We start from the raw sequence: 21,082 nt of genomic DNA, 5'->3' as shown, positions 1-21,082 counted from the left end.
ATCCCAAGCTATCAGGCCCTAGCTGATCATCTCGATAGCGATGCCCTGATCGCCCTGTTACTGGATCAGGTGCCATGTCCCTAGATCCGTGCCTGCATCCTGATATCGCCCTCACGCTACCCCGCTGGCGTTGGTGCGTGAGCTGGGGAACCAACCCGTGGCAGAGCAGGCTATGGGGCTGACTCTCCTGCTGCCAGAGCAGGGCGGCGGCTAGCTCGCAGCCAAGCCGTGCTTTTAGCTGCACGGTGGAGCCGAAAAACATGGCAGGGGAGAGATCGAGCAGCAGCCAATGGGCCTGCTCTTGCTCTTCGTGATAAAGACGGGTGAAGGGGCGGCCGAGCCGAGCGGTCACCCGCCAGTCGATATGACGCACCTCATCCCCCGCCTGATAGCCACGCAGTTCACGAAAGGTGAGCCCAGGGCTGCGGCCGGTTTTGCCCTGCTCACTGTGGCTGCGCCCCCCGCGAGGGGCGTGGGCAGGGTGGGCGCTGGCCCAGTGGCGAATGTTGAGCAGCTGGGGCAGCGTGAGGGCGATATCAGGATGCAGGCACGGATCTAGGGACATGGCACCTGATCCAGTAACAGGGCGATCAGGGCATCGCTATCGAGATGATCAGCTAGGGCCTGATAGCTTGGGATCAGGCGATGGCGCAGGACCGCATAAGCTTGCTGCTGAATGTCCTCTGGTAACACGAAGTCGCGCCCTGCTAGCCAAGCGCGGGCGCGGGCTGACCGAGCAAGTCCCATGGTCGCCCGGGGGCTCGCGCCCACGGCAATTAGCGGGGCCAAGACAGGGCAGAGCCCGCTAGTGGGGCGAGTCGCGCAGATAAGGTCCACCAGATAGTGTTCGAGCCGACCTTGCAGGGTGATCGCCAGCACCTCGGTGCGGGCTTGCAGCACGGTGGCTTGACTGAGGGTCATGGGGGCAGCAGCCAACGGCTCGCCGCGGGCGGTGAGCTGCAAAATAGCCAGCTCCGTGGCTGGGCTTGGGTACTCGACCCGTAGTTTCAGTAAAAAACGGTCGAGCTGGGCCTCGGGCAGTGGATAGGTGCCCTCCTGCTCGATGGGATTTTGGGTAGCGGCGACCATGAACAACGGCGGCAGGCGCCAGCTCTTCTTGCCCACCGTGATTTGGTGCTCTGCCATCGCCTCCAGCAGGGCCGATTGCACCTTGGCGGGGGCGCGGTTGATCTCGTCTGCCAACACCAGATGGTGAAACAGCGGGCCGGGCTGAAACACGAAACTGCCATCTTGAGGGTGGAACACTTCACTGCCGGTGAGATCGGCGGGCAGCAGATCAGGGGTGAATTGGATGCGGGCAAAGCGCCCCTCCACCGCGCCGGCCAGCGCCTTGACGGCACGGGTTTTCGCAAGGCCAGGCGCCCCCTCAATCAACACATGGCCGTCACAGAGCAGGGCGATCAGTAGCCCCTCGATCAGGGCATCTTGGCCCACGATTTGGCTACTCAAATAGTCCTTAAGCGCACTGAATTGGGCCGCTGCCATGGGATAAGCCTGCTGTTGGGAGTGGGAATGATCTTTTTATACTCCAGATGTCTGAAGAGGGCGAGGGCAGGGCACTCATCGGCGGGATCGGGTGGGGACAAATGGGGTCGTCCCAGCGACCCATTAAGCGACCCTGTTCGCTGCAATCAGCGGTAGGAAAGGGGTGAACAGATTGTTAAGATGTGTCGCGATGAGGTCTGACCTCTGCCTTTTTTAACCCAAGGAGCCAGGATGAAACAGCCATTGAAACTGACGACTCGCCAGGGCGAACGGATTGCCGTCGTGGCGGGGCTGCGTACCCCCTTTGCCAAGCAGGCGACCGCCTTTCATGGGGTGCCAGCGGTGGATCTGGGCAAGCTCGTGGTGAGCGAACTGCTCGCCCGTACCGATCTTGATCCGTTGCTTATCGATCAACTGGTGTTTGGCCAAGTGGTGCAGATGCCAGAAGCGCCGAACATCGCCCGTGAGATTGTGCTGGGCACCGGCATGAGCGTCAGTACCGATGCCTATAGCGTCTCCCGTGCTTGCGCGACCAGCTTTCAGGCGGTGGCCAACGTCACTGAATCGATCATGGCCGGGACCGTTGATATCGCCATCGCTGGGGGGGCTGATTCCTCTTCCGTGTTGCCCATCGGGGTCAGTAAGACCTTGGCGCGGGCGTTAGTGGATCTCAACAAGGCCCGTAATTTACGCCAGCGGTTTGATATTTTGCGCCGATTGAGGCCACGGGATCTGCTGCCGGTGCCCCCGGCGGTGGCCGAATACTCCACCGGTCTCTCCATGGGGCAGACCGCTGAGCAGATGGCCAAGAGCCATGGCATCAGCCGTGAGGCACAAGATGCGCTGGCGCACCGCTCCCACACCCTAGCAGCAGCGGCTTGGGCCAATGGTAAGCTGCACGATGAGGTGTTCACGGCCCATGTGCCCCCCTACAAAGCGCCACTGGAGCGGGATAACAACATCCGTGAAAGCGCCGATCTGGCGAGCTACGCCAAGCTCAAACCGGTGTTTGATAAGGTGCACGGCACCGTCACTGCTGCCAACGCCACCCCGCTCACCGATGGTGCCGCTGCGGTGCTGTTGATGCGCGAAGGGCGTGCCAAAGAGCTGGGGCTGGCACCGCTTGGCTATATCCGCAGCTTTGCGTTCTCGGCCATTGATGTGTGGCAAGACATGCTGATGGGCCCCTCCTACGCGACGCCGCTGGCGCTGGACCGCGCGGGGATCACCTTGGCCGACCTGACCCTGATCGACATGCACGAAGCGTTTGCGGCGCAGACCCTGGCCAACCTCAAGATGTTTGCCAGTCCCGAGTTTGCCCGCGACAAGCTGGGCCGTGACCAGGCCATTGGCGAGGTCGATATGGAGAAGTTCAACGTGCTTGGCGGCTCGCTGGCCTATGGCCACCCCTTTGCCGCCACAGGGGCGCGGATGATCACCCAAACCCTGCACGAGCTGCGCCGCCGTGGCGGCGGATTGGGACTGAACACCGCCTGTGCGGCGGGTGGGTTGGGTGTGGCCATGGTGTTGGAGGTTGAATGATGAGTGCTAACAGCTTTTCCCTCGATATTCGCCAAGATGGCATCGCGATCCTCACCATGGATGTGCCGGGCGACAGCATGAATACCCTAAAGGCCGCTTTTGTGGCACAGATCCGCACCGTGTTGGCTGACGTGAAAGCCAATCGGGACCTGATCGGCTTGGTGATCACCTCTGGCAAAAAAGACTCTTTCATCGCTGGGGCTGACATCAGCATGTTGGCTGCCTGCACCAGTGCCAAGGACGCCGAGAGCTTATCGCGGGAAGGACAGATTATCTTTGCCGAGATCGAGGCGCTGACCATTCCGGTGATCGCCGCTATCCACGGCCCCTGCCTCGGTGGCGGGCTGGAGTTGGCGCTAGCCTGCCATGGTCGCGTCGTGACCGATCACGATAAAACCGTGCTCGGCTTGCCGGAAGTGCAACTGGGTTTGTTGCCGGGCTCCGGCGGCACGCAACGGCTGCCGCGTCTCATTGGGGTCGCCAAGGCGCTCGATCTGATGCTGACCGGCAAGCAGGTACGGGCCAAGCAGGCTAAAAAACTGGGGCTGGTAGATGATGTGGTGCCAGCGTCGATCCTGTTGTCGGCCGCCATCAAGCTGGCTAAGCAGGGCAAGCCACGCCATCGCCTGAAACGGGATCTGCAGAGCAAGTTGTTGGAGACCAACAAACTTGGCCGCAAGGTGCTGTTTGAGCAGGCTCGTAAAGGGGTGAACGCCAAGACGCGGGGCAACTATCCGGCGCCGCAGCGGATCATCGAGGTCGTGCGCATTGGGGTGACGCAGGGGATGCAGGCTGGGCTTGCCGCCGAGTCGCGTCACTTTGGTGAGCTGGTGATGAGCGCCGAATCTGCCGCCCTGCGCGCTATCTTCTTTGCCACCACCGAGATGAAAAAAGAGCTCACCTATCAGGGAGCCGAGCCGCGCAAAGTGGCCCATGCTGCGGTGCTGGGCGGTGGTTTAATGGGCGGCGGCATTGCGTTTGTCACTGCCACCAAGGCGAGAGTGCCGGTGCGGATCAAGGATGTGGCAAGCGCCGGGATCGGTAATGCCATGCGCTACAGCTACGACATTCTGGCCAAGAAGCTCAAGCGCCGTCACCTGCTGCGCAGCGAGCTGGAAAAACAGATGAGCCTGCTGACCGGCACCCTCGACTACTCAGGTTTTCATCGGGTCGACATGGTGGTGGAGGCGGTGTTTGAAGATCTCGCCCTCAAACATCAGATGTTGCAGGAGGTGGAGCATGAGTGCGGCGAGCAGACGGTGTTTGCGTCCAATACCTCGTCGTTACCCATCAGCCAGATCGCCGCAGGGGCAAGTCACCCCGAGCGGGTGATTGGGCTGCACTACTTCAGCCCAGTGGACAAGATGCCACTGGCGGAGATCATCCCCCACGCTGGCACCAGTGCCGAGACGGTCGCCACCACCCTGGCCTTTGCCCGTGCTCAAGGCAAAACGCCCATCGTGGTGAAGGACGAAGCCGGTTTCTACGTCAATCGAATCTTAGCCCCCTATATGAACGAGGCGGCGCGGTTGGTGCTAGAAGGAGAGCCGGTCGATGTGCTCGACAGCGCCTTGCTCGATTTTGGCTTCCCAGTGGGCCCTATTACCTTGCTTGATGAGGTGGGGATCGATGTGGGCGCCAAGATTTCGCCAATCTTACAAAAAGAGCTGGGCGGCGAGCAGTTCCAAGCGCCCAAAGCGCTTGACCAGCTGCTGCAAGATGGCCGCAAGGGGCGCAAAAATGGCAAAGGGTTCTATCTCTATGGCAAGGCGGCACCACGTAATAAGCTGACGGGCAAAGAGGGGAAGAAGCAGGTTGATGAGAGCGTGTACGGTGTGCTGGGGGTCAAGCCGGTGGCTAAGTTGGCCAAGCTGGAGATCGCCGAGCGTTGCGTGCTGTTGATGCTCAACGAGGCGGCTATGGCGCTCGATAGTGGCGTGATTAGCTCGGCCCGCGATGGCGACATCGGTGCGATTTTCGGCATCGGTTTCCCCCCGTTCTTAGGTGGCCCTTTCCGTTATATGGATACCTTGGGGATCGATCATCTGGTTGAACGTTTGGCCTACTACCAAAAGCACCACGGTCAGCGTTTTGCCCCTTGCCCGCGGCTCCAAGCCATGGCGCAGGCCCAGCAGACCTTCTACGGATAAAAGGTTGCTGCACGGTGCCCTCGATACTGAGTCACTTTCCGGTTACGGCACCGCGTCAATAACAAGAGGCCCGCATCAGACGATGCGGGCCTCTTAATTAGCGCACGATGAGCACGAGTAGGGTAAGCGGATTACTTGACCCGCATCCCCGGTTGGGCGCCTGCTTGCGGCTCTAAAATCCACAGATCTTTGCCACCTGGGCCTGCCGCTAGCACCATGCCTTCGGACATGCCAAACCGCATCTTGCGCGGCGCCAAGTTGGCCACCATCACGGTCAGCTTGCCTTCCAGATCGTCGGGGTTGTAGGCGGATTTGATCCCGGCAAACACCTGACGAGTCTCGCCGCCGATATCCAGTTGCAGCTTGAGCAGCTTCTCGGCTTCCGGCACTGCTTCGGCCTTTTTGATCAGCGCCACCCGCAGATCAAGCTTGGCAAAGTCGTCATAGCTGATGGTTTCGCTGATGGGATCGTCTGCCAGCGGGCCGGTCACTTTTGGTGCCTGCTCTTTGGCCAGATCTTCTTTGGAGGCTTCCACCATGGCGTCAATCTTGGTCGGCTCGATGCGGGAGAAGAGCGCCTTGAACGGGGCGACGGTGTGATCGACCAGCGGCGCTTTGATCCCCTCCCAGCTCAGGGTCTCGGCCAAGAACGCCTCGGCGCGCTCGGCCAGCTGCGGCATCACCGGCTTGAGGTAAGCCATCAGCACCCGGAACAGGTTGATACCGACCGAGCAGACTGCTTGTAGCTCGGCGTCGGCCCCTTCCTGCTTAGCGATGACCCAAGGCGCTTTGTCATCCACATAACGGTTGGCCTTGTCGGCCAGCGCCATGATCTCGCGGATGGCGCGGCTAAATTCACGGCTCTCGTAGGCCTCCGCGATCGCCGAGCTGGCGTTGGCAAACTCGGCGTAGAGCTCGGGCTCGGCGCAGGTGGCGGCCAGCTTGCCGCCAAAGCGCTTGGCGATAAAGCCGGCGTTGCGAGAGGCCAAATTGACCAGCTTGTTGACCACGTCGGCGTTAACGCGCTGGACGAAATCGTCGAGGTTCAAGTCCAGATCGTCGATGCGGCTGTTGAGCTTGGCAGCGTAGTAGTAACGCAGGCACTCCGGATCGAGGTGATTGAGGTAGGTGGAGGCCTTGATAAAGGTGCCCTTGGATTTGGACATCTTGGCGCCGTTGACGGTCACATAGCCGTGCACATTGACCTTGGTCGGCTGGCGAAAACCCGCGCCTTCCAGCATGGCTGGCCAGAATAGACAGTGGAAGTAGGCGATGTCTTTACCGATGAAGTGGTAGAGCTCGGCACTGGCGTCTTTGTGCCAGTAGCTGTCAAAGTCGATGTCGCCACGCTTGTTGCACAGGTTCTTGAACGAGGCCATGTAGCCGATGGGGGCATCGAGCCAGACATAGAAGAACTTGCCCTGCGCGCCCGGGATCTCGAAACCGAAGTAGGGGGCGTCACGGGTGATGTCCCACTGCTGCAGGCCGCTCTCGAACCACTCCTGCATCTTGTTGGCCATCTCTTCTTGAATGGCGCCGGAGCCGCGCACCCAATCTGCCAGCCAAGTTTGAAACTGCGGCAGATCGAAGAAGAAGTGCTCGGAGTCCTTCATCACTGGGGTAGCGCCAGAGACCGCGGATTTCGGATCGATCAGCTCGGTCGGGCTGTAGGTGGCGCCGCAGCTGTCACAGTTGTCGCCGTATTGCTCTGGGGACTTGCACTTGGGGCAAGTACCTTTGACGAAGCGGTCCGGCAGGAACATGGCTTTTTCTGGATCGAACAGCTGGGAGATGGTACGGCTTTTGATCTTGCCCGCAGCCTGAAGACGGCTATAAATCAGCGCGGCCAGCTCGCGGTTCTCCTCACTGTGGGTGGAGTGGTAGTTATCAAAGCTAATGTTGAATCCCGCAAAATCAGCTTGGTGCTCTTTTGATACCGCGTCGATCATCGCCTCTGGGGTGATCCCCAGCTGCTGGGCTTTGAGCATGATCGGGGTGCCGTGGGCATCATCGGCACAGATAAAATGGACCTGATGACCGCGCATTCGCTGATAACGAACCCAGATATCGGCTTGGATGTGTTCCAGCATATGGCCAAGGTGGATGGAGCCATTGGCATAGGGAAGGGCGCAGGTTACCAGCATTTTACGAGGATCAGTTGCCATATTACGTTCTTGATGTGCTTGTTGGGATGATAGAGTGCCGTGCATGTTACCCGAATCGGGGGTAGCCTGCCTAGGGTTGTGGCGCGTCCGCCTTGGCCGCATCAGCCGCGTGGTTGATTGGCAAGCCACTGATTTGAGGGTGTTAACCGTTGACGTCAAACAATGACGACAGGATGAGGAGTGAGGGGTGATGGATTCAGTAAAACAGATCTTGGCTGAATATAAGCCGGCGGGGTGGGACGCAGATCTGGTCTCGGCAGGGTTTGTGAAGCACATCGCGCAGCAAGGAGAGACCTTGAGCATCACGCTAGCGTTGCCGTTTGCCGGCCACTCTTTGTTAGCGCAGATCACCGAGCAATATGCTGACCGCCTGCGCGCCGCCACGGGCGCAACGCAGCTTGATTGGCAGCTGACGATTGAAGTTGCGACCTTGCCACGGGCACAGGGATTAGCGGCGGTGCAGGGCATTCGCAACATTATTGTGGTGGCGTCCGGCAAGGGGGGAGTGGGTAAGTCCACCACGGCGGTCAATTTGGCGCTGGCCCTGCAAAAAGAGGGGGCGCGGGTGGCCATACTCGATGCCGATATTTACGGCCCCTCCATCCCCACCATGCTGGGCACCCTCAAGGAGCGCCCGGTCAGTTATGACGGCAAGCTGATGGAGCCGGTGCTGGCCTGTGGCCTCAAGAGCAACAGTATCGGTTATCTGGTAGCCGAGCAGGATGCCACCATTTGGCGTGGCCCGATGGCCAGCAAAGCCTTGGCGCAGATCCTCCACGAAACCCGTTGGGGCGAGGTGGACTATCTGGTGGTGGACATGCCACCGGGCACCGGTGACATCCAACTCACCATGGCCCAGCAGGTGCCCACCTCGGCTGCGGTGATCGTCACCACCCCGCAAGATGTGGCGCTGGCCGATGCCCGCAAAGGGGTGGCCATGTTCAATAAGGTTGCTGTGCCGGTGCTGGGGATCATTGAGAACATGAGCTATCACCTGTGCAGTGCTTGTGGCCATCACGAACCGCTGTTTGGCACCGGTGGTGGTCAGAAGATGGCCGAGCAGTATCAGGTGGCCCTGCTTGGCCAGCTGCCGCTGCATATCGACATTCGTCAACACATGGATGAGGGGCGACCGACGGTCGTCAGTGCCCCAGAGGGTGCCTTGGCTCAGGCGTATGTACAGCTGGCTCAGCGGGTGGGGGCGGCGCTCTATTTCAGCGGCAAACCGATCGCGACGCCGCTCTATACCTTGGCGTTGGATGAATAATCAGCTGTTGATCACGGGCAAAAGGGTTGAGGGTGGCATGGCCCCCCCTTTTTTATATAATGGGTCGGTTTACATCACCCCACCGCAATCCCCTTTAGGTATTTGTTATGTCTGAGTCCCAACATTCGTGTGTGATCATTGGTATTGCGGGGGCTTCGGCTTCTGGCAAAAGTCTTATCGCCCAGACCATTTATGAAGAGCTGGTAGCCGAGTTGGGGGCAGCTCAGATCGGGGTGATCACCGAAGATTGCTACTACCGCGATCAATCCCATTTGACCATGGAGGATCGCGTCAAAACGAACTACGACCATCCCAATGCGCTGGATCACGATCTGCTGGTGCAGCACTTAAGCCAGCTAGTGCAGGGTACGGCAGTCAACATTCCTCAGTACTCCTATTCCGAACACACTCGGATGAGTGACGTGACCCCGTTTGCCCCGCGTCGGGTGATCATTTTGGAAGGGATTTTACTGCTGACCGATAGCCGCTTACGCGACTTGATGGATGCGTCGATCTTTATGGATACCCCCCTTGATATCTGCTTATTGCGCCGCTTAGTACGCGATGTACAAGAGCGTGGCCGTACCATGGACTCGGTGCTCAAGCAGTATCAAAAAACCGTGCGTCCGATGTTTTTGCAATTTATCGAGCCCTCCAAACAGTACGCCGATGTGATTGTGCCTCGCGGTGGCAAGAACCGGATCGCCATCGACATGCTCAAGGCGCGTATTCGCCATATGTTGATTGGTTAAGACGAAACAAGCCGGGTGATGCCCGGCTTTTTTAAACGCACACTTTGTTAGGAGAGTCGCCCAATGCGTCTTTGTGATACCGATATCGAGCGCCATCTGGATGAAGGCAAAATTGTGATTGAGCCACGCCCAGGTGTTGAGCGGATCAGCGGCGTGAGTGTCGATGTGTTGTTGGGGAACGAGTTTCGGGTGTTTCGCGATCACACCGCGCCTTACATCGATTTGAGTGGCCCCAGCAGCGAAATGGCCGATGCCATTGAGCGGGTGATGAGCGATGAGATCCATATCCCAGATGGGGAGGCGTTTTATCTCCACCCCGGCCAGCTGGCGCTGGCTGTCACCTATGAATCGGTTACCTTGCCTGCTGATATTGTGGGTTGGTTGGATGGCCGATCTTCGCTGGCCCGTTTGGGGTTGATGGTCCATGTCACGGCGCACCGGATCGATCCGGGCTGGTCTGGTCGTATCGTGCTGGAGTTTTACAATGGCGGCAAATTGCCACTGGCACTGCGCCCGAAGATGAAAATTGGTGCCCTCAATTTTGAGATGCTCTCTGGCGCGGCGGCTCGCCCCTATAACACGCGGGAAAATGCCAAATACAAGAGCCAGCAAGGGGCGGTGGCCAGTCGGATCAGCGAGGATTGAGGACACCGGCGTCGTTATAACGAGTCGTGTGCGTCATTATCACTTGCTTTAAATCCTCCCTAATCAAGCCCGCTCAGCGGCGCTCTACGGTGCTTTTTAGCAAAAAGCTCTTTTTTTTTGTGGCTGAAATATTTCAGTGGTGGCTATGGTGATGGCCACCATCTGGCATAATCCGCCGCAACTCATAAACAGGCTTTATTTGTATGTTGGCAATGTTCAGTGATTTGGGTTTGTGGTGGTCAATCGGATTGGTATTGGCCGTTTTTTTTGTGCTTGCCTATGAATTTATCAATGGCTTTCATGACACCGCTAACGCGGTAGCAACGGTGATCTATACCAAGGCGATGCCTGCTCATTTAGCGGTGGTGGCCTCTGGGATCTTCAACTTTTTTGGGGTGATGCTGGGTGGCTTAGGAGTGGCCTATGCCATTGTCCACCTGCTGCCCATTGATCTGTTGCTGGGGATGGACTCCACCCAGGGCTTGATCATGGTCTTTTCGCTTTTGCTATCGGCCATTGTCTGGAATCTAGGGACCTGGTTTTTTGGCATACCCGCCTCCAGTTCGCACACCTTGATAGGATCGATTTTGGGGGTAGGTGGTGCCTACGCTTGGATCAGCGATAAATCGGTTACCCAAGGGATCAACGTGGGCAAGGCGATCGACATCATGTTGTCGCTGATCATCTCACCGACCATCGGTTTTATCTTGGCAGCCCTGCTGCTACTGGTGATGAAGCGTGTCTGGACCAGCAATAAAATCCACAAGACCCCCGAAGAGCGACAGCTGGTGGATGGTAAAAAACACCCGCCATTTTGGGCCCGCTTAACGCTGGTAGCCTCTGCCATGGGCGTCAGCTTTGTCCATGGCTCCAATGATGGTCAAAAAGGCATTGGCCTAGTGATGCTGGTATTGATCTGCATGGCGCCAGCCTATTTCTCGTTGGACATGAGCAGCCGGGCGTATGAACTCGATCGTACCCAGGATGCCAACCAGCGCATCATGGAGATCTATCAGCGCAACCAAGAGGCGCTTGGCCACGTTATCAACTTCTCGGCGCCCGCCCAATCAGAGGGGATCTTGCTGGACCACTGCACACCGGACAGTGCGCTGTGGGCCATGGCTAGCCTCGATACGCGGTTAGGGGCCGTGCGCACTTATGAAGAGATGAGCTTGACCGACCGCCGTGAAGTACGTCGTCTGCTGCTCTGTATTGATGATACCGCCCGTAAGGTAGCCAAGTTGCCGCTGCCCGCCAAGGAGCTGACCGATCTGGCCAAATGGCGCAAAGATCTGACCGCGACCGCTGAATATGCCCCAACTTGGGTGATTGTCTCCATCGCACTAGCGCTGGGGTGCGGCACCATGGTGGGTTGGCGTCGGATCGTCCATACCGTTGGCGAGAAAATTGGCTCTTCAGGTATGACTTACAGCCAGGGGATCGCAGCCCAGATCACCGCGGCGAGCGCTATCGGGGTGGCCAGTGTGACGGGGATGCCGGTCTCGACCACCCACATTCTCTCTTCTGCGGTTGCCGGCACCATGGTTGCCAATAAGTCAGGTCTGCAGAGTCAGACGATCAAAACCATTCTGATGGCGTGGGCGCTGACGTTACCACTGACCATGCTGCTTTCTGGTGGGCTCTTTATCATTAGCCATACCCTGTTCGGTTAAGGTTGGCGGCCTCTTGCTAGGCCGAATTTAACGTCGACCATATACACAAGGCCCGCGCTTGCCATATTGGCATGCGCGGGCCTTGTCATTATGTGCTGCTTTGATCTGCTGGGCTTCCTTGATGGGCAGCTGGCAGATGTCGCGCTCTCATCGTCTAAACAGGCCCCAGCTTGGTGCCAGTGAGCACCGCCCGCCAAGGTGTGGTTTGCTCAATCCCACTCGCCAAACGTTCAATCCCACTCTCCAAGCACACAATCCCATTCTCCCAATAAGGTGAGCCGGAGTGCGCAACCGATGGGCGCTAGCCATAACGGCCCAGTAATAGAAATAAGGCCAGGCTGAGGAGCGTCGCCATTAGCACACTGCCGGTGCGCCAAGCGATCAGGGCGGCGGCCAGCGCGCCCCACAGGGCCGGATTATCCGGTGTTAATGCCAAGGTTCCCTGCGGCATCATGACGATCGGGCCCCACAAGGCAGTGAGCACGGCGGGCATGGCATAGCTCAGCAGTCGCCGAGTGCGAGTCCCCAAGCGTAACGGCAGGGCCGGTTCGAGCAAGAAATAGCGGCTAGCGAACACCAGGGCGCTCATGGCGAAGATGGCAAGCAGGATCATGTGGGTGTCTCCAGGTTAGAGCGGGGGGAAGAGGGCGGCGTATCAGCGGGCGATGTGGCATCACTCGCGGCCGCAGAGGGGGTTGCTGCGGTGGGCTCGCACAGATAACCGACGATCATGGCGGCTGCGCTGGCCAGCATCATGGCGCCAGGGATCTGCAAGGCGGTGAGCAAGACCGATAAGCACAGGGCGGTCGCAATACAGGCCAGCACGCCACGATGGCGAACCGTGGGCACAATCAGGGCGATAAAGGTGGCGGCGACCACAAACTCAAGGCCCAGATCGGCTAACCAAGGGAGCTGACTACCTGCCACGATGCCAAGCAGGGTGGCCAGATTCCACGCCAGATAAAACGAGAGACCCGCACCGAGGGCATACCAGCGGTCAAATTGTGCCGCTGGCTGCTGGCCACACAGGGCAAACAGTTCATCGGTGAGTAAAAAGCCCAATCCCAACCGCCAATGCAGCGGCAGCGGGCTAATGGCAGGGCGCATGGCCAAGCTGTAGAGCAGATGACGGGAGGTAATAAATAAGGTGGTGAGCAGCAGGGTCAGTAACCCAGCACCTCCTTTGATAAGCCCGATGGCGGCAAGCTGAGCGGCGCCAGCAAACAAGATGGCTGACATGGCTTGCCCTTCCAGTGGGCTCAAACCGTTGTCAATGGCCAAGGAGCCGGCCAGCAACCCCCACGGCAAGACAGCGACCGAGAGAGGTAACATCGCCAGTGCCCCTTGGCATAGGCGAGGAAAAGGGGAAGTAGTCATGGGGTATCTCCTGATAACGGGGCACCAGTATGGTGCCGCCATGCCTGCCTGACTTGCACGTTATTGCGCAGAGGGGAGCTGATACTGCTTCACGAATTGACCCGGGGTAATGCCCATGGCCCGCTTGAAATGACGGTGCAGATGGCTTTGATCGTGAAAACCACAGGCGTGGGCGGTCTCGACGATAGCCACGCCATCGCGCAGCAACTGACGTGCTAGCTTGAGCCGTAACTGGGTCTGGTAAGCGTGAGGCGGGAGCCCGACCTGCTTGCTAAAGCTGCGGACCAGATGATATGGGGTGAGTTCTGCCAGCTCGGCCAGTACCTGCAAGGAGATATCGTGGGTTGGATAGGCATCCAGATAAGCACGTACCTGCTCAATCCGTGGGTGGCGCGCTGCGGGCACGCTCGGCGCCTCAATGCGGCCATGGCGGCAGGCCAGATTGACGAGAAAGCCGTAGACCAAGGTTTCGCGGAGCAGCTGTTGCTGGTGAGTGGCGAGGGTATCGAGCACCAATACGAGCTGGGCCGCCAGCGGTGGATCATCCACCACGGGCTGGCGAAAATAGGGGGGCATGGCGGCGCCCAGACCCAGATCTCGCCCGATGGCGGCAAACTGTTCTGGCAGGGGATACATGGCGCGATAGGACCAGCCCCCCGCACTGGCTGCATGACCGGTATGCACATCATCGGCATTGACCAAAATGATCTGGCCAGTGGGTGCCAAGTGATCAGCTCTGCTGCGAAAGAAGCGCTGTACCCCGCGCTCTACCACGCTGATGGTGTACTCCTCATGGACATGGCGCGAGAAACACTGGGTGGCAAAGCTGGCGTTGAGCAAGGGTAAACCACCGAGGGCATCACTGATCCGGTAGTCGGTCTGTTCGGTTGGGGAGATGTCGTGATGGTTCATCAAACAGGTTCGTCAGCAGTTGGGATAAGTCACAGCTTCCCACTGTAGCAAACAGGCAAGATAGGTTGCTTGTACAAAATTGTGCTGTTCTCGAGTCACGAATGTGGGATGCCGCGTCGCCACGTTGCGAGATGGGCTGCGAGTCGTGGCGAAGGGTTAACGAGTCTAAAAAAATACCGGTCGATGGCGTCGACCGGTATCTCTGGGCGGCATGACTGCCAGCGTTACCCTTAGAACAGGGTGGTAGAGAGGTTATAAAGCTCTTGATCGAACGGGCGCTTGAGGTTCTCAATGCAGTCGATGATGTCATGATGCACCATCTCATTGCGCTGGATCCCCACGCAGCGACCGCCATGGCCTGCCAGCAGCTGCTCCACGGCATAAGCCCCCATCCGGCTGGACATAATACGATCCCGTGCGGTAGGGGTACCACCACGTTGGATGTGGCCGAGGATAGTGGCACGGGTTTCGCGGCCGGTCAGGGCTTCGATATCTTTGGCCAGCGCGTTCACATCGGTGACGTGCTCACAGATGGTGATAATGGCGTGCTTCTTGCCCTTGGCTTCGCCCTCTTTGATCTGGAGGAGCAGCTTCTCTTTGTCAAAGGCTACTTCCGGTACGATCACATACTCTGCGCCACCCGCGACCGCAGCCGACATGGCCAGATCGCCACAGTGGCGGCCCATGATCTCAACCACCGAAATACGGTGATGGGAGCTACAGGTATCGCGCAGACGATCAATGGCATCGACCACCACGTTTAGCGCAGTATCAAACCCGATGGTGAAATCAGTGCCCGCGATGTCGTTATCGATCGTGCCCGGCAGACCGATACAAGGGAAGCCCTCTTCGGTCAGCTTCTTGGCGCCCATGTAGGAGCCATCGCCACCGATCACCACCAGGGCGTCGATCCCATGCTTTTTCAGATTCGCTACCGCTTCGGCGCGGACTTTGGGGTCTTTGAAAGCGGGGAAACGGGCCGAGCCTAAAAAGGTGCCACCACGGTTTACCACGTCGGAGACGCTGTGACGCTCCAGTTTGACGATCCGCCCTTGGTGCAGACCAAGGTAGCCATCATAGATGCCATAAACTTCCAAGCCGTGATGCAGGCTGGCGCGCACCACGGCGCGAATAGCTGCGTTCATACCTGGCGCGTCGCCGCCACTGGTTAATACACCAATGCGTTTGATTTGTTTGGTCATGAGTGCCTCTGGGTCTGAGTTGCAAATACAAATGGATGGAAACAGGCAAGCCTCTTTCACTATATCGGCTTTCGTATGAGGGCGCGGCCATCATATGAAAAGCGATACACAAGAGGGGGCTAGGCCCCCTCTGGATGGTGCCAATTACTTGGCTGCACCTGCGATGATCTGGGAGAAGTCATCGACTTTCAGGGATGCCCCACCGACCAGGCCGCCGTCAATATCAGGCTGACCAAACAGATCGGCAGCCGTGGCGCCAGTCACAGAGCCGCCGTACAGGATCTGTACTTTAGCCGCAATGGCTGCGTCAAAACCGGCCAAGTATTGGCGGATGTGCGCGTGCACCGATTGGGCGATCTCTGGGGTGGCGGTTTTACCAGTACCGATGGCCCATACCGGCTCGTAAGCCACCACGGCGTTGGCGAAAGAAGCGATGCCGCAACGGACAATGACCGCTTTGAGCTGGGTTTCCACCACGTTCTTGGTTACGCCAGCTTCGAACTGCTCCAGCGTTTCACCGATGCACAGCACCGGCACCAAGCCGCCTTTCTGGATCGCTTCGTACTTAGCCGCGACCACGTCGTCAGTCTCTGCGTGCAGGGTACGGCGCTCGCTGTGGCCGACCAAGGAATAGGTGCAACCGAAGGCTTTGAGCATGGAAGGGGCGTTTTCGCCAGTGAAGGCGCCAGACTCATGGACGTCGGCATTCTGAGCACCGTAGGCAATCTTGCTGCCAGCGGTTAACTGCTCAACCAGACCCAAAAAGATAACCGGTGGGCAAACGGCGACTTGTACCGAAGGATGAGCGGCCGCCGCCGGGGTTAACCCGTTGATCAGCGCTTCAACGGACGCTTTGGTGCCGTTCAGTTTCCAGTTACCCATTACCAGGTGCTGTCTCATCGTCTCTCTCTCCTAGGCATTTGATTGCGCGACATTATATGAATTGAACGGGGCCCAAGATAGCCGACCCAGCGACAAATGACGTAATTTTTTTTCGCTTTACTGATCCAAATCAGGAATCAAGGGTGCGATCGCTTAATCGTTAACCTGTCCCCGTAAACGGGCCCACGTTACCCCAAGCCATTCATGAATAGCCGCTTCTGAGTACATTAAATAGCGGCCTTTGGGGAGATAACTGTAGAGCGGTTGGGCAACGAGGCTCTGCTTAGCGGTGTAATCGGTGGGGGCTGCCACTGCATTGAGTCCCTGTTGCTGATAGAGCGCCATGGCGCGGGGCAAATGGGTGGCTGAGCTGACCAGCGCCACGGTTTTTCCTTTGAGATAACCACTGATCGAGACCGCCTCGTCATGGGTATCTTTGTTGTTTTCAAACAACGTCATCCGGGTGCGAGGAATGCCAAGGCTTTGTGCCATCCGAGCGTTCACCTCGGCGTTGGAGAGGGCGTCCCCGATCACCGCGCCGGAGAAGATCAGCTCCGCATTGGGATAGGCCTGAGCGAGCCGAACCCCCTCAAGGGTGCGGGCCAAGGCGACATTATTTTGCCAAGCACGCTCAGGGAGCGCCGGATCGCTGACATGACCGTTGCCGAGCACCACAATGGCTTCGATGTCTGGATGCTGGCTTATCTCGAAGGGGGGATAACGCTGCTCCAGATCTCTGGCCAGCTGGTAGCTTACTGGCCGCATTCCCATCAGGGTCACCATGATCAGTGCCAGCGTGGCCAGCAGTTTGCCCGTTTTTTGAAAACGGGTGAACCAGAGCAGCACCAGTGCCAGCAGTAACACACACAGCGCGAAGGGCAGGGGCATCAGCAGCTGACCGAGCCACTTCTTGATCACAAAAAGGTTATTCACCCACACAGTGCTTGCTTCCTTGAGTTTTCAGCAAATTCGGGATGTGACAGAATACCGCTCTTTTTGGGGATGGCCACTGCCTTGTGGCGCACAACACTGGGTTTTTCTTTGCAGCACGATCAGAGTTTTGACGGGCGCGCCGACAAGTTCGCTCGCAACATTTATGACTCCAGTAAGGGACGTATTCGCACCACCGTTGTGTGGCGCGACATTGAAGCTTGCCTCGCCCGTCTTGGCGACCGGCCGCTGCGCATTTTGGATGCAGGGGGCGGATTTGGCTACTTTGCCCAGAAGCTGGCGGCCTTGGGCCATCAGGTCGAGCTCTGTGATCTCTCTGCCGAGATGTTAGATCTGGCCCGTGAGCAGATAGCCGAACAGGGGCTGGCAGATAAGATTCGTCTGATCCATTGCCCGATTCAGGCGCTGGATCAGCACGTGACCGGCACCTTTGATCTGGTGCTCTGTCACGCAGTGTTGGAGTGGCTGGCCGAGCCGCACCAGACCTTGGCTGGTCTGTTCCCTTTCCTCAAGGTGGGGGGCATACTGTCGCTGCTTTTCTACAACCGCCACGGCCTGTTATTTCAGAGCTTGGTGGTGGGTAATTTCGATTATGTGCGCCTTGGCCTGCGTAAAAAGCGCCAGACTGCGCTCACTCCCACCAACCCGCAACTGCCAGAGCAGGTGTATGGCTGGCTTGAGCAGGGGGGCTTATCCCTGATAGGGAAGACAGGGGTACGGGTGATCCACGACTACATGCGCCACAAGCAGGATCAGGTGGGCAAGTTCGACGACCTGCTGGCCATGGAGCTGCAATATTGTCAGCAAGAGCCTTTTGTCTCCCTTGGTCGCTATATCCACGTGATGGCGCAAAAGCCGGCGGCTTGACGTCCCCCGTGACGGCCGGCGCCGATCCTGCGCTGACCCAATACAACAACGACATGGCCGCTGCTTGCTAACGAGGCCAGCCAGATGGAAAACAACGAGATGATAACGTCATGATGAGTGCATCCCGTACCTTGCCCGAGCGTTCTTTGCCGGAGGTAGTCGGGTGGGTTAGGCAGGAGGGGCTGGCCTTGAACCTGCCCACCGACCGACTGGCCTTTCTGATTGCCATCAAAACTCTCTGTGAAGATGAGTCCGATCTGTCGGAAGCAGCACTGCACGACGCCTTTGGTTACGTCAGCAGTGCTTTTGGCCAGATGGACGAAACCCTCACAGGGCGGGCTAACAACGCCATTAACGATGTGATCCGCCAGCAGCTGTTGTCGCGTTTTAACACCGACATGGTGGCAGGGGAGAGCCGCTACCGGCTATCGCGCCTTGGCATGAGCATCGTCGACTTCTTTATGGATCAGCGCCAAGTTGACTCCATCAAGCTCTCTATCTTGCTCGAACACTTAGCGGCCGAGCTCGATACGGCCCGCAAAGTGGCGCTTCAAACCAACACCCGCGCGCAGTGGGATGCCGAGGTGCTGCCACGGCTCACCTTCTCGCTAGAAGAGACGCTCGGGCGTATCGATTTGACCCAACGCGCCATGGATGAGCAGCAAAATCAGGTCAAAAACGAGATCGCCGCCCTGCTGACCCAAAACTGGCTTGAGGCGATCCACAGCTGCGAAAAGCTGCTGCGAGAGACAGGCCAGACCCTGCGCGAGCTGCAAGATACCCTAGACGCTGCCGGTCACCGCCTGCAAGCGGGGCTGCTCAATATCCAAGAAGCGGCGCAGGGGCGCGATGACCTGTTCCATGTTGAAGAGCTGACTCACGCCCTGCAGGGGCGGTTAGATGTCATCACCAGCTGGGGCCAGCAGTGCATCGAGCTGTGGTCCCGCTATGACCGCCACGTTCACAAATTTATCCGCAATGCCATCGACATGGACAAGAACCGCGCCTTCAGCCAGCGGCTGCGCGAGTCCATCCGCAACGTCGAGCAGCACAGCTTCTTGCTGAAGGTGGCCGAGGAGCCCCGTCTGCTGGAGCTGCGCGATGAAACCATCACCATCTATGACGAGGAGGTGACCGGCGAGGTGCCTCTTGAGATGGAGTACCTAGAGATGGTGGACATTAATCAGGAGTTGGCCGAGCGCATCGAGCGTTATCTGGCCCGTTATCCCGAGCAGGGCCAGCAACTCGATCTGGCTGATGTGCTGCGGGAATACCTGCTGGACTACCCTGCCCATGCCCATTTCGATGTGGCGCGACTGTTAATCGATCAGGCCGTGCGTCTCGGCCATGCCAGCGGTGAGCGCGAGCAGCATCGCCAACCCGCATGGAAACCCATTAACCAAGCTGGCTCCAAGGTTCAGGCTTATGTCATTGATCAATACTGAGTTTCCCTTGCCGCTGCGGCTCGCAGAGGCGATAGCTAACCCCTTGTTTCCGCGCATCGACACCGCCTTGCGCTCTGGCCGTCATATCAGTGCTGACGAGTTCGAACAGCATTCGGTGCTAGCCGAATATCATAGCGAGCTGGAGATCTTCTACGGCCGCTATCAGGTGGAACTCATTAAAGCGCCGGAAGGCTTCTTTTACTTGCGCCCGCGCCCCAGTGCTGACATCGGCACCACTGTGCTCTCCGAGCTCGATATGCTGGTGGGCAAGGTGCTCTGCTACCTCTACCTGAGCCCGGATCGTTTGGCTTCGGAAGGAGTATTTGCCATGGCCGAGCTGCAAGAGGAGGTGCTGAGTCTGGCTGACGAGAAGCAATTGCTGCGGATGGTCAACAGCCGCTCCGGCGGCACCGATCTGGACAAGAAGAAGCTACTCGAAAAAATTCGCACCTCCATGCGCCGCTTACGCCGTCTTGGCATGAGCACCGCCCTTGGCAACGGCGATAAGTTTCGGGTCAACGAATCGGTGTTCCGCTTTGCCGCTGACGTGCGATCTGATGAAGATCCCCGCGTGGTGCAACTGCGGATGATCCAAGAAGGGGAGGCCATCTTCCATGACGACGAGATGCCGAGCAGCGATTCGCTGTTTGATGACATCGACGCGGATCTCGATGAGGAGCAATTGGAGTTGGAGGTGGATGATGATCTGCAACGTTAAGGATCAGATGTTATTGATGACGGCGAGGGTCATGGAGCCCATTGGCATGATGGAGAGCGCGGCGTGAGAGGCAAATTTAAATCCCTGACCATGGTCAACTGGAACGGCTTCTTCGCCCGCACCTTCGATCTCGACCAGCTGGTCACCACCCTGTCCGGCGGCAACGGCGCGGGCAAGTCCACCACCATGGCGGCCTTTATCGCCGCGCTCATCCCCGATCAGTCGCTGCTCCATTTTCGTAACACCACGGAAGCAGGCTCTTCCAGCGCTTCCCGTGACAAAGGGCTGTACGGCAAGTTGCAGCGCGGCCACTGCTATTCGCTGCTGGAAGTGATGAACAGCCGCGAACAGCGGATCTGGGTCGGTGTTCACTTGGAACAGGTGGCTAACCGTGACAGCAAGGTCAACATCACCCCGTTTGCGCTGGTGGATGTGCCCGAGCAGCTGCAACCCACCGATCTACTGCTAGAAAAGCTCGATGACGGCAAGGGGCGGGTGCGCGCCTTTACCGATCTGAAAGGGGCGGCCGCTGAGCTGGGGGCCATGAAGGTCGCCAAGTTCAATACGGTGACCGACTATCACAACTTCATGTTCGAGTTCGGCATCACCCCCAAAAAACTGCGCGATCAGAAGGATCGCGGCAAATTCTATCGCCTGATTGAAGCCTCCCTCTACGGCGGTATCTCCTCGTCCATCAGCCGATCCTTGCGGGAATACCTGCTGCCGGAGAACTCCGGAGTGCGCAAGGCATTTGCCGACATGGAGGCGGCCATCTACGAGAACCGCCGCACGCTGGAAGCGATTAAAGAGACCCAAGGCCAGCGGGATCTGTTCAAAAACCTTATTACCGAAACCACCCACTATGTGGCGGCGGACTATGTGCGCAATGCCGCCGAGAAGAGCCGCCTCTCCGAGCTGGCGTTGCAAGCTAGGCAGGCGCTGGCCGACAAACGCCGCATTCTGGCCGAAGAGAAGCAGCGCGCCATCTATCTGGCCGACGAGGTGGAGCAGCTCACCGGCCGCGAAAA

At 58.4% G+C, this 21,082-nt stretch carries 19 protein-coding genes; 10 read left to right on the top strand and 9 right to left on the bottom strand.

Annotated features, from left to right (window positions below; genetic code table 11):
* Positions 1-565: DUF58 domain-containing protein (locus CUC53_RS00295; RefSeq protein ID WP_157798167.1), on the bottom strand; the 565-nt coding region annotated here is incomplete at its 3' end.
* The gene (locus CUC53_RS00290; RefSeq protein ID WP_100292307.1) at positions 556-1,506 is read right to left on the bottom strand and encodes an AAA family ATPase; all 951 of its coding nucleotides are present in this window, start codon (positions 1,504-1,506) and stop codon (positions 556-558) included. The genes CUC53_RS00290 and CUC53_RS00295, both read right to left, overlap by 10 nt.
* 231 nt (positions 1,507-1,737) lie before the next feature.
* On the opposite strand from CUC53_RS00290, the gene fadI reads away from it, so the two are divergent.
* Together fadI and fadJ are read left to right on the top strand one after the other, a co-directional pair.
* On the top strand, positions 1,738-3,048 hold the full coding sequence (fadI, locus tag CUC53_RS00285; RefSeq protein ID WP_100292306.1) for an acetyl-CoA C-acyltransferase FadI: 1,311 nt from the start codon (positions 1,738-1,740) through the stop codon (positions 3,046-3,048).
* Positions 3,048-5,198 carry a fatty acid oxidation complex subunit alpha FadJ gene (gene fadJ, locus CUC53_RS00280; protein WP_100292310.1) on the top strand — a complete coding sequence of 717 codons (2,151 nt, stop codon included), beginning with the start codon at positions 3,048-3,050 and terminating at the stop codon, positions 5,196-5,198. Before fadI ends, fadJ begins: the two co-directional genes overlap by 1 nt.
* Before the next feature lie 131 nt (positions 5,199-5,329).
* Here fadJ and metG read toward each other — a convergent pair whose 3' ends face one another.
* The gene (gene metG, locus CUC53_RS00275) at positions 5,330-7,363 is read right to left on the bottom strand and encodes a methionine--tRNA ligase (RefSeq protein WP_100292305.1); all 2,034 of its coding nucleotides are present in this window, start codon (positions 7,361-7,363) and stop codon (positions 5,330-5,332) included.
* Positions 7,364-7,553: 190 nt separating this feature from the next.
* Between metG and apbC the strand changes: the two genes are divergently transcribed.
* From apbC to CUC53_RS00255, 4 genes are all read left to right on the top strand, one after another.
* The gene (apbC, locus tag CUC53_RS00270) at positions 7,554-8,630 is read left to right on the top strand and encodes an iron-sulfur cluster carrier protein ApbC (RefSeq protein ID WP_100292304.1); all 1,077 of its coding nucleotides are present in this window, start codon (positions 7,554-7,556) and stop codon (positions 8,628-8,630) included.
* Between the two features lie 107 nt (positions 8,631-8,737).
* Positions 8,738-9,382, top strand: a complete 645-nt coding sequence (gene udk / locus CUC53_RS00265) for a uridine kinase (protein ID WP_100292303.1) — start codon at positions 8,738-8,740, stop codon at positions 9,380-9,382.
* 63 nt (positions 9,383-9,445) lie between these two features.
* Positions 9,446-10,027, top strand: coding sequence for a dCTP deaminase (gene dcd / locus CUC53_RS00260; protein ID WP_100292302.1), 582 nt, complete (start codon positions 9,446-9,448; stop codon positions 10,025-10,027).
* 203 nt (positions 10,028-10,230) lie between these two features.
* Positions 10,231-11,700: an inorganic phosphate transporter gene (locus CUC53_RS00255; protein WP_100292301.1), complete on the top strand. Its 1,470-nt coding sequence runs from the start codon at positions 10,231-10,233 to the stop codon at positions 11,698-11,700.
* 301 nt (positions 11,701-12,001) lie between these two features.
* Here CUC53_RS00255 and CUC53_RS00250 read toward each other — a convergent pair whose 3' ends face one another.
* The 6 genes from CUC53_RS00250 to elyC form a co-directional block, all read right to left on the bottom strand.
* Positions 12,002-12,313: an AzlD domain-containing protein gene (locus CUC53_RS00250; protein ID WP_100292300.1), complete on the bottom strand. Its 312-nt coding sequence runs from the start codon at positions 12,311-12,313 to the stop codon at positions 12,002-12,004.
* Entirely contained in the window at positions 12,310-13,077 is a 768-nt protein-coding gene (locus tag CUC53_RS00245) for an AzlC family ABC transporter permease (RefSeq protein ID WP_100292299.1), read from the bottom strand. The genes CUC53_RS00250 and CUC53_RS00245 overlap by 4 nt, the downstream gene beginning before the upstream one ends.
* A 60-nt stretch (positions 13,078-13,137) precedes the next feature.
* Positions 13,138-13,989, bottom strand: a complete 852-nt coding sequence (locus tag CUC53_RS00240) for an AraC family transcriptional regulator (RefSeq protein WP_100292298.1) — start codon at positions 13,987-13,989, stop codon at positions 13,138-13,140.
* A 230-nt stretch (positions 13,990-14,219) separates the two neighbouring features.
* On the bottom strand, positions 14,220-15,191 hold the full coding sequence (pfkA, locus tag CUC53_RS00235) for a 6-phosphofructokinase (RefSeq protein ID WP_100292297.1): 972 nt from the start codon (positions 15,189-15,191) through the stop codon (positions 14,220-14,222).
* Between the two features lie 144 nt (positions 15,192-15,335).
* Positions 15,336-16,091 carry a triose-phosphate isomerase gene (gene tpiA / locus CUC53_RS00230; protein ID WP_100292296.1) on the bottom strand — a complete coding sequence of 252 codons (756 nt, stop codon included), beginning with the start codon at positions 16,089-16,091 and terminating at the stop codon, positions 15,336-15,338.
* Between the two features lie 135 nt (positions 16,092-16,226).
* Positions 16,227-17,006, bottom strand: coding sequence for an envelope biogenesis factor ElyC (gene elyC / locus CUC53_RS00225; protein WP_100292309.1), 780 nt, complete (start codon positions 17,004-17,006; stop codon positions 16,227-16,229).
* Between the two features lie 108 nt (positions 17,007-17,114).
* Here elyC and cmoM point away from each other — a divergent pair, with 108 nt between their 5' ends.
* The 4 genes from cmoM to CUC53_RS00205 form a co-directional block, all read left to right on the top strand.
* The gene (cmoM, locus tag CUC53_RS00220) at positions 17,115-17,891 is read left to right on the top strand and encodes a tRNA uridine 5-oxyacetic acid(34) methyltransferase CmoM (RefSeq protein ID WP_100292308.1); all 777 of its coding nucleotides are present in this window, start codon (positions 17,115-17,117) and stop codon (positions 17,889-17,891) included.
* A gap of 110 nt (positions 17,892-18,001) precedes the next feature.
* Entirely contained in the window at positions 18,002-19,336 is a 1,335-nt protein-coding gene (gene mukF / locus CUC53_RS00215) for a chromosome partition protein MukF (protein WP_100292295.1), read from the top strand.
* Positions 19,317-20,054 carry a chromosome partition protein MukE gene (gene mukE / locus CUC53_RS00210; protein WP_100292294.1) on the top strand — a complete coding sequence of 246 codons (738 nt, stop codon included), beginning with the start codon at positions 19,317-19,319 and terminating at the stop codon, positions 20,052-20,054. Before mukF ends, mukE begins: the two co-directional genes overlap by 20 nt.
* Before the next feature lie 63 nt (positions 20,055-20,117).
* On the top strand, positions 20,118-21,082 hold a 965-nt coding region (locus CUC53_RS00205), incomplete at its 3' end, for an ATP-binding protein (RefSeq protein ID WP_272896738.1).

Source organism: Aeromonas cavernicola (assembly GCF_002795305.1).
Taxonomy (GTDB): domain Bacteria; phylum Pseudomonadota; class Gammaproteobacteria; order Enterobacterales; family Aeromonadaceae; genus Aeromonas; species Aeromonas cavernicola.
Note: the sequence above shows the minus strand (reverse complement) of the source record. Positions and strands in the feature narration are given on the sequence as shown.